Raw genomic sequence first — 7322 nt, 5'->3', positions numbered from 1 at the left:
GTCCGCTTCCCGAATTCCTGCGAATACCGAATCCGCTGAGACGCCCGCGTCCGCGAGATCCGCATCAACACCGCCAACGCATCCGGAATCGACCCGTCGATCCCGTCCAAACCATGCTGGACCAGCAGATCCGCGATCCACGTATGCGACAACCCGAACACACTGCGCGACACCGCCTCCATCCGCGTCAGCAACGCCCGACGATCAACATTCGAGATCGCGACAGTATCGCGCTCCCGCAACCGCCCCACCGCACCCTCGATGTCCTCGACCACACCCCGCAACTCCGGATCCGCGATCGGCAACACCACACCATCGAGCAACGACCCACCATCAGGCGACCCCGAGCCCGCAGAAATCACATCAGAATCCACCGAATCGGCCAACGCCGAATCCGATTCCCCCGCAACACCATCCCCCGAAAGCATGCGACAAGCCTAACCCACAATCCAGCATTTGTCGAACATACTTTCGAATACAACTGAATCGGACGCACGAGATCGAAGTTGAGACGCGAATCCGGCCGAAATCCGTGCATAGCCTCGATCTCGGCGGGTACGGGACCCAGGCCCCGGACAGAACCCGGCACAAAACCCGCCCGGGTCCCGGCACCGGACCCAGGACGACCCCCAAACCCACGGATAGACAAAGAAATTCGCCGACGGGACCTCCCGTCGGCGAATTCTTCTGTCTTCCGGTAGCGTCAGTGACTCTTGGGCTCGAAGTGCTTTGTCGAGCGGCGGTATGCCCAGACCGTCACGAGGATCGCCAGCGCGAACAGCGGTGTGCCCATTGCGATTTTCGCGAATGCCAGCCACCCGGTGGCGTCGGTGTCGTACAACCAGTCCTGGACGATGTATCGAGCGCCGAACAGAGCAGCAAAAGTCAGAGTTGCAACGTCATGTGCGCGGAGCACCGACCGATCTTTGCGCCACTTGTACTTGTTGCCGTGCAACGCATTCCATAACAATCCGGTCAACGGTCGTCGAGCCAGCAGCGACGCAACCATGATGGCCGCGCCCACGAGCGAAGTCCAGATACCGATCAAGAAATACCCGCCTGCCGAACCGGTCCACGCCGCCACTCCACCTGCTGCGGCAACACCGATCAGTCCACCGATCGCCTGCATGATGGGCTCACCTCGCCGCATGCGAATCACGGTGATCACCAGGGCGATTGCGACTGCCGAGCCGACTGCGACGGGCAGCGCCACGAGAGCATTGGCAACAACGAATGCCACGACCGGAACGGCGGTGTAGATCATGCCGCTCGGGCCACCGAGATTGTCCAGCAATAACTGGGTGGCGTCGGGCTTCTTTGCTTCGTCCTGCGTCTGCGTCGGGTCTGGCGTCGTCATCGTGCCCTCCTCGTCGAATGTTCGCGTGGTCTGCTCTTGCTCATCCACTACTTTGGTCGCCGGAACCGGCCGTCAACAGTGCAGACCGACACGAATTGCGGTTACGGTGCCATGGGTCGGCCATGACGGATGTCATGGAACGGCAGGTAGGCGAGAAGCAGCGCACAACTCACCGAGGAGAACAACGATGACAGCCGCGGATTCGATGACGACGCTGCGCCGACGTACCAGCGAGAAGTGGCGAACCCACCCCGACGACGTACTGCCGATGTTCGTCGCCGAGATGGACTTTTCGCTCGCCCCATCGATCTCGGCCGCACTGCACGCTGCAATCGAGAACGGCGACACCGGATACGTCGACCCACACGACCTCGGTACCGCACAGGCTTTCGCGTCGTACGCCTCCGATGTATGGGGCTGGCCTGCGCAACCCGAGCGCATGGGCTATGCCACCGACGTCAGCGTTGTGATCGTCGAGTCTCTGCGTCGACTCATCGAACCCGGCGACGGCGTGATCATCAACCCGCCCATCTACCCACCGTTCTTCGACCTCGTACCGGAGGCGGGTGGAACCGTCGTCGAAGTGCCTTTGTCCGACGACGGAGAGCAGTACTCACTGGATCTGGATGGTATCGACCGGGCCTTGGCCGCCGGCGCTCGCGCTGTGCTGCTGTGCAATCCGCACAACCCTGTCGGTTTGGTGCATTCGCACGAGACGTTGACCGAGCTGTCGCGCGTCGTCGCACATCATGGTGCGGTGGTCGTCAGCGACGAGATCCATGCCCCGCTGACCCATCACGGCGCCACGTTCACTCCGTACCTTACGGTGTCCGACGCCGCACGCGCGCACGGCATCGCAGCCGAATCCGGAAGCAAGGCATTCAATCTCGCAGGGTTGAAGAGCGCGTTGTTCGTCGCCGAGTCGGACCGTATGACAGATCTGATTCGCGGCCTGCCCGAGGAGGTGACCTTTCGAGCAGGACTGTTGGGACTCATGGCTACTCGTGAAGGATTCACCCACGGCCGAGAATGGTTGAACGACACCATCACGACCATCGAGAGCAACTTCACCCTTCTGGAACAGCAACTCGCAGAGAAACTTCCGCAGGTACATGTGCGACGACCGAAGTCGACCTACCTGGCATGGTTGGACATGCGAGATCTCGGCTGGGGCGACGACCCAGCCGACTACGCTCTCCGGCACGCGAAAGTCGCTCTGTCCGACGGCATCAGCTTCGGCAAGGAAGGCAAGGGCTTCGCGCGAATGAACCTCGCGTGCGCGCCGGAGACGATCGTCGAAGCCATCGATCGACTCTGCTAGACGGGCGTCGGCTGCGGTTCCACCACGACCTCCGAACGCTTCTCGGCCGTCAGCACCGTTCCCACCGTCGCCACGATCACAAGAGCGATCGCCGTCAGACGCAGAATGCCCGCACTCTGATGCAGAAGAAGCCAGCCTGCAAGCGTCGCGAATATCGGTTCGAAACTCAGTAGCACACCGAACACGTTTCGCGGGATACGCCGCAGCGCAGCAAGTTCGAGCGTATACGGAATGGCCGACGACAGAAGCGCAACCAGGGCAACGATTCCCAACAACTTGATATCGGCGAACGCCTCCATACCTTGTGTGAGTCCGACCGGCATGACACAGATCGCGCCCACCGCGAGTGCGACAGCGAGGCCACCCGTTCCCGGAACTGTCTCGGCGACACGTGCATTCGTCAGGATGTACAGCGCCCAGAACGCCGCCGCCAAGAGTGCGAACACCACGCCGATCGGGTCGAGGGCCGTCGAATGCACAGCAGATTCGATTCCCAACACGGCCATTCCGACGATCGCTACCCCGGCCCAGCAGAGATCGACTCGCCGACGCGACAGCACCGCAGCCAGAAGCAGCGGCCCCAGGAACTCGATCGACACGGCGACGCCCAACGGGATCCGATCGATTGCCGCATAGAACGAGCCGTTCATCGCAGCGAGTGAGGCGCCCAGACCACACACGTACTTCCACTGACTCCCCGACCACTGCCGTACCCGCGGCCGAACGACCAGCAGGAGAAGGGCAGCCGCAATGGCAAGGCGGGCGGCGGTGACGGCCCACGACCCCGCCTCCGCGAAGAGCTGCACCGCCAGAGCCGCGCCGAACTGCAACGACACGCAGGACCCGACGATCATCGCAACCGCCGAACCCGTGCCGTGCGTGCGGCTGAAAACTGTCATGGATCCAGCTTCATCGTTCGCCTAAGGTAAGTCCAGCGAATGATTTTTACCAATAGTGGTTAGAAATTCCGATGAGTAGGAGCGACATGCTGAACGTCCCGCGGTTGCGTATCCTGCTCGAACTGCATCGACGCGGCACGCTGGCCGACGTCGCCCGTGCGTTGTCGTACACGCCGTCCTCGGTGTCACAGCAGTTGTCGCTGCTCGAGAAGGAAGTCGGCGTGCGTCTGCTCGAACCGGTCGGTCGCGGCGTGACGCTGACCGACGCCGCCGTCGGACTCGCGGCCCACGCGGAAGTGGTGCTTCGCCAGCTCGAGGAGGCCGAGTCGGATCTCGCAGCTGCGCAGTCGGCGGTTCGCGGCACGTTGCGCGTCGCGTCGTTCCAAACGGTCGTCTTTGCGATCGTGCCTGCCGTGCTGGATCTTCTGGCCGTCGAGCATCCGTCTTTGTCGGTCGAATTCGACCAGCACCACATGGGCCAGGCGTACGACGGGCTGCTGTCCCACGCGTACGATCTCATCCTCGGCGAGGAGTATCCCGGCCTCCCCGAGCAGGTTCGCCCGAACGTGGATCGAGCCGACCTCGCAGCGGACCCGCTGTTGCTGGCGGTTCCCGCCGGCAGTGGGTGGTTGTCCAGTCGCAGGGAACTCTCGGATCTCGCCGACGCCCCGTGGGCAATGGATCCGGCCGACACACCGACGGGCACGTGGGGACGCTCGGCGTGCCGAGCCGCGGGGTTCGAGCCACGCGTGACGTTCGTCAGCCCTGACCCGTTGATGCACGCTCATCTGGTGCGCACGGGCCACGCGGCTGCGTTCATCCCCGCCTTGATCGCTGTCGATCAATCCGACGGTCTCGACCTCAGCACATTGCCCGGGCGTCCGCAGCGCACGATCTACACCGCTGTTCGCCAGGGGCGCGGCGCTCACCCTGCCGTCCGTGCATTCCGTGCCGCGTTGGCCGCCGCGTCGTCGTCACGCATGACCGTCGGGAGCGTCGGTGAGATCGTCGCCCCAGAGAACGCCCCGGAGTAGGCGACGGATATTCGCTGCAGGAAGATTGCTGTCATGAGCAACAGAACCAACATCTCGTCCGGATCCGAGTGGGAGCCGAAGATCGGGTACAGCCGCGCGGTCCGCATCGGCAACACCATTGCCGTATCCGGCACGACGGCACAGGGCGCGACGGTCGCCGACCAGGCCCGTGCCGCCCTCGCGACGATCGAGCAGGCTCTCGTCGACGCAGGCGCGTCGCTGCAGGACGTCATCCGGACTCGCATCTACCTCCGCGACGTGTCGCAGTGGCAGGACGTCGCGGCGGTCCACGGTGAGATCTTCGGATCCATCCGGCCTGCGACCACACTCCTCGGCGTCAACGCACTCATCGACAACGCCCTCCTCGTCGAGATCGAGGCCGACGCCGTTATTTCCTGACAGCACAGCGCAATTGGTTGCACACTATCGTCCGGAATCGACGGAAATCCGTCCGTTCGGGACGATGGTGTGCAGCCAGTCCCGATCAAGTAAGTATCGGAGCGCCCGTCGCCGCTCGAACCTGGTCGACGCTGATTCCAGGTGCTGTTTCGACGAGACGTAGACCGTCGTCGGTGACGTCGAGGACCGCCATGTCGGTGATGATCCGCTGCACGCACCCCTTGCCGGTCAACGGAAGTGAGCACGTCTCGAGGATCTTCGGTTCACCCTTCTTCGAGACGTGTTCCATCATCACGATCACCCGTCGGGCACCGTGCACGAGGTCCATCGCGCCGCCCATGCCCTTGACCATGTGGCCCGGGATCATCCAGTTCGCCAGATCGCCGGTCTGGCTGACCTGCATCGCACCGAGCACGGCGACGTCGACCTGGCCGCCGCGAATCATTCCGAACGAGGCCGCAGAATCGAAGTACGACGCACCAGGCAACACCGTGATGGTCTCCTTGCCGGCGTTGATGATCTCCGGATCGAGCTCGTCCTCGGTGGGATACGGACCGACTCCGAGAACCCCGTTCTCCGAATGCAATACGACGGTGATGTCGTCGGACAGGTAGTTCGGAACGAGCGTCGGCATCCCGATCCCGAGGTTGACGTACTCCCCGTCCTGCAATTCCTGCGCGACTCGGGCAGCCATCTGCTCCCGTGTCAGTGTCACGATCGTCTCGCTCATGCTCGCACCGTCCGCTGCTCGATTCCCACGGTCACCTTGCCGACGTGCACGACGCGTTGCACGTGAATACCGGGAGTGTGAATGTCGTCCGGGCCGATCTCACCGGGCTCGACGAGTTCTTCGACCTGCGCGATCGTGATCCTTCCCGACGCGGCGGCAGGCGGATTGAAGTTGCGCGCACTGGCGTGGAACACCAGATTCCCGTGCCGGTCGCCCTTCCACGCGTGGACGAGCGCGTAGTCGGCGACGATGCCGCGTTCCATCACGTAGGTCGTACCGTCGAACTCGCGGGTTTCCTTCGGCGGACTCGCGACCGCGATGCCGCCGCTGCCGTCGTAGCGCAGTGGTAGACCGCCGTCGGCGACCTGAGTTCCGACGCCCGCGGGGGTGAAGAACGCCGGAATACCTGCTCCACCTGCACGAAGCCGTTCCGCGAGCGTGCCCTGCGGCGTCAACTCGACCTCGAGTTCACCGGCGAGGTACTGCCGCGCGAACTCCTTGTTCGACCCGACGTACGACGAGATCGTGCGTCGAATACGACGCTTTTCCAGCAGCACCCCGAGTCCGAACCCGTCGGTTCCGCAGTTGTTGCTCACGATCTCGAGATCGGTCGCGCCTTGATCGAGCACGGCGTCGATCAGGATCTCGGGTACTCCGACCAGCCCGAAGCCGCCGACTGCGACCGAAGCTCCATCAGGTAGATCGGCCACCGCATCGGCGGCGCTCGCTACGACTTTGTCCATCATACTGTCCGACCATACTCGCAAATGTGCGTGATGTGAACACCCCGCCACCATACGAACATGCGCTACACTGCGAGCATGCCTGTCGAACTGGCCCACGACCTCGTCGAAGCAACCACCCCGTCCACATGCACCGTCGTGCTGATCGGATCGCTCGGGTCCGACCGCTCGATGTGGAACCCACAGATTCACGCGCTGACGACCGTCGCCGACGTCGTCGCCGTGGACCTGCGCGGACACGGTGGCTCACCAGCGCCCACAGGCCCGTACACGGTCGCCGAGCTCGCCGAAGACGTTCTTGCCGTTCTCGATTCGCTCGGCCGTGAACGCGTGCACGTCGTCGGACTGTCCCTCGGAGGCGCCGTCGGGCAATGGCTCGCCGTCCATCGCCCCAAGCGCGTGGATTCACTGACGCTGCTGTGCACGTCGGCGCGATTCGGCGAACCTCAGGGCTGGTCGGACCGCGCTGCGACGGTGCGCTCATCGGGCACGGAATCGCTCGCCGACGCAGTTATCGCACGCTGGTTCACTTCGGAATTCGACGGCGACACAGCAACTTTCCGGCACATGATCAGCTCGACGCCCGACGAGGGATACGCAGCATGCTGCGAAGCCCTTGCAGAATGGGACAACCGGGCCGATCTCGCCACGATCACCACACCGACACTCGTTATCGCAGGCGAACAGGACCCTGCGACAACTCCGGAGGACATGCGTATCCTCGCCGACGGCATTCCCGACTCGAAGTTCCATGTCCTCTCCCCGGCCGCGCATCTTGCGAACATCGAACAGGCCGAGCAGGTTTCGCAGCTTCTCGTCGGACATGTCACGGAAGCCGC

7 protein-coding genes and 2 pseudogenes are annotated in these 7322 nt (G+C 63.5%); 4 read left to right on the top strand and 5 right to left on the bottom strand.

Annotation, left to right across the window (positions count from 1 at the left end; translation table 11 throughout):
* Positions 1-428: pseudogene (locus tag CHB96_RS25610) on the bottom strand (hypothetical protein); the annotation flags it as partial.
* 275 nt (positions 429-703) lie between these two features.
* Positions 704-1357 (bottom strand): DUF3159 domain-containing protein, encoded by a 654-nt coding sequence (locus CHB96_RS25605; protein ID WP_089251644.1) that lies wholly within the window; start codon positions 1355-1357, stop codon positions 704-706.
* 187 nt (positions 1358-1544) lie between these two features.
* Here CHB96_RS25605 and CHB96_RS25600 point away from each other — a divergent pair, with 187 nt between their 5' ends.
* Positions 1545-2678, top strand: a complete 1134-nt coding sequence (locus CHB96_RS25600) for a MalY/PatB family protein (protein ID WP_089251627.1) — start codon at positions 1545-1547, stop codon at positions 2676-2678.
* Here the strand turns inward: CHB96_RS25600 and CHB96_RS25595 are convergent.
* Positions 2675-3577, bottom strand: a complete 903-nt coding sequence (locus tag CHB96_RS25595; protein WP_245866183.1) for an EamA family transporter — start codon at positions 3575-3577, stop codon at positions 2675-2677. The genes CHB96_RS25600 and CHB96_RS25595 overlap by 4 nt on opposite strands.
* Before the next feature lie 86 nt (positions 3578-3663).
* Between CHB96_RS25595 and CHB96_RS25590 the strand changes: the two genes are divergently transcribed.
* Together CHB96_RS25590 and CHB96_RS25585 are read left to right on the top strand one after the other, a co-directional pair.
* Positions 3664-4611, top strand: coding sequence for a LysR family transcriptional regulator (locus CHB96_RS25590; RefSeq protein WP_089251625.1), 948 nt, complete (start codon positions 3664-3666; stop codon positions 4609-4611).
* 33 nt (positions 4612-4644) lie between these two features.
* Positions 4645-5010: a RidA family protein gene (locus CHB96_RS25585; RefSeq protein WP_089251623.1), complete on the top strand. Its 366-nt coding sequence runs from the start codon at positions 4645-4647 to the stop codon at positions 5008-5010.
* A gap of 85 nt (positions 5011-5095) precedes the next feature.
* Here CHB96_RS25585 and CHB96_RS25580 read toward each other — a convergent pair whose 3' ends face one another.
* Together CHB96_RS25580 and CHB96_RS25575 are read right to left on the bottom strand one after the other, a co-directional pair.
* On the bottom strand, positions 5096-5740 hold the full coding sequence (locus CHB96_RS25580; RefSeq protein ID WP_089251621.1) for a CoA transferase subunit B: 645 nt from the start codon (positions 5738-5740) through the stop codon (positions 5096-5098).
* Positions 5737-6483 carry a CoA transferase subunit A gene (locus CHB96_RS25575; protein WP_089251619.1) on the bottom strand — a complete coding sequence of 249 codons (747 nt, stop codon included), beginning with the start codon at positions 6481-6483 and terminating at the stop codon, positions 5737-5739. The genes CHB96_RS25580 and CHB96_RS25575 overlap by 4 nt, the downstream gene beginning before the upstream one ends.
* A 78-nt stretch (positions 6484-6561) precedes the next feature.
* On the opposite strand from CHB96_RS25575, the pseudogene pcaD reads away from it, so the two are divergent.
* A pseudogene (gene pcaD, locus CHB96_RS25570) lies at positions 6562-7311 on the top strand (3-oxoadipate enol-lactonase); the annotation flags it as partial.
* Between the last annotated feature and the right edge of the window lie 11 nt (positions 7312-7322).

The organism is Rhodococcoides kyotonense, from assembly GCF_900188125.1.
Taxonomy (GTDB): Bacteria; Actinomycetota; Actinomycetes; order Mycobacteriales; family Mycobacteriaceae; genus Rhodococcoides; species Rhodococcoides kyotonense.
The sequence above is the reverse complement of the archived record's forward strand: the minus strand, read 5'-3'. Positions and strand labels throughout refer to the sequence as shown.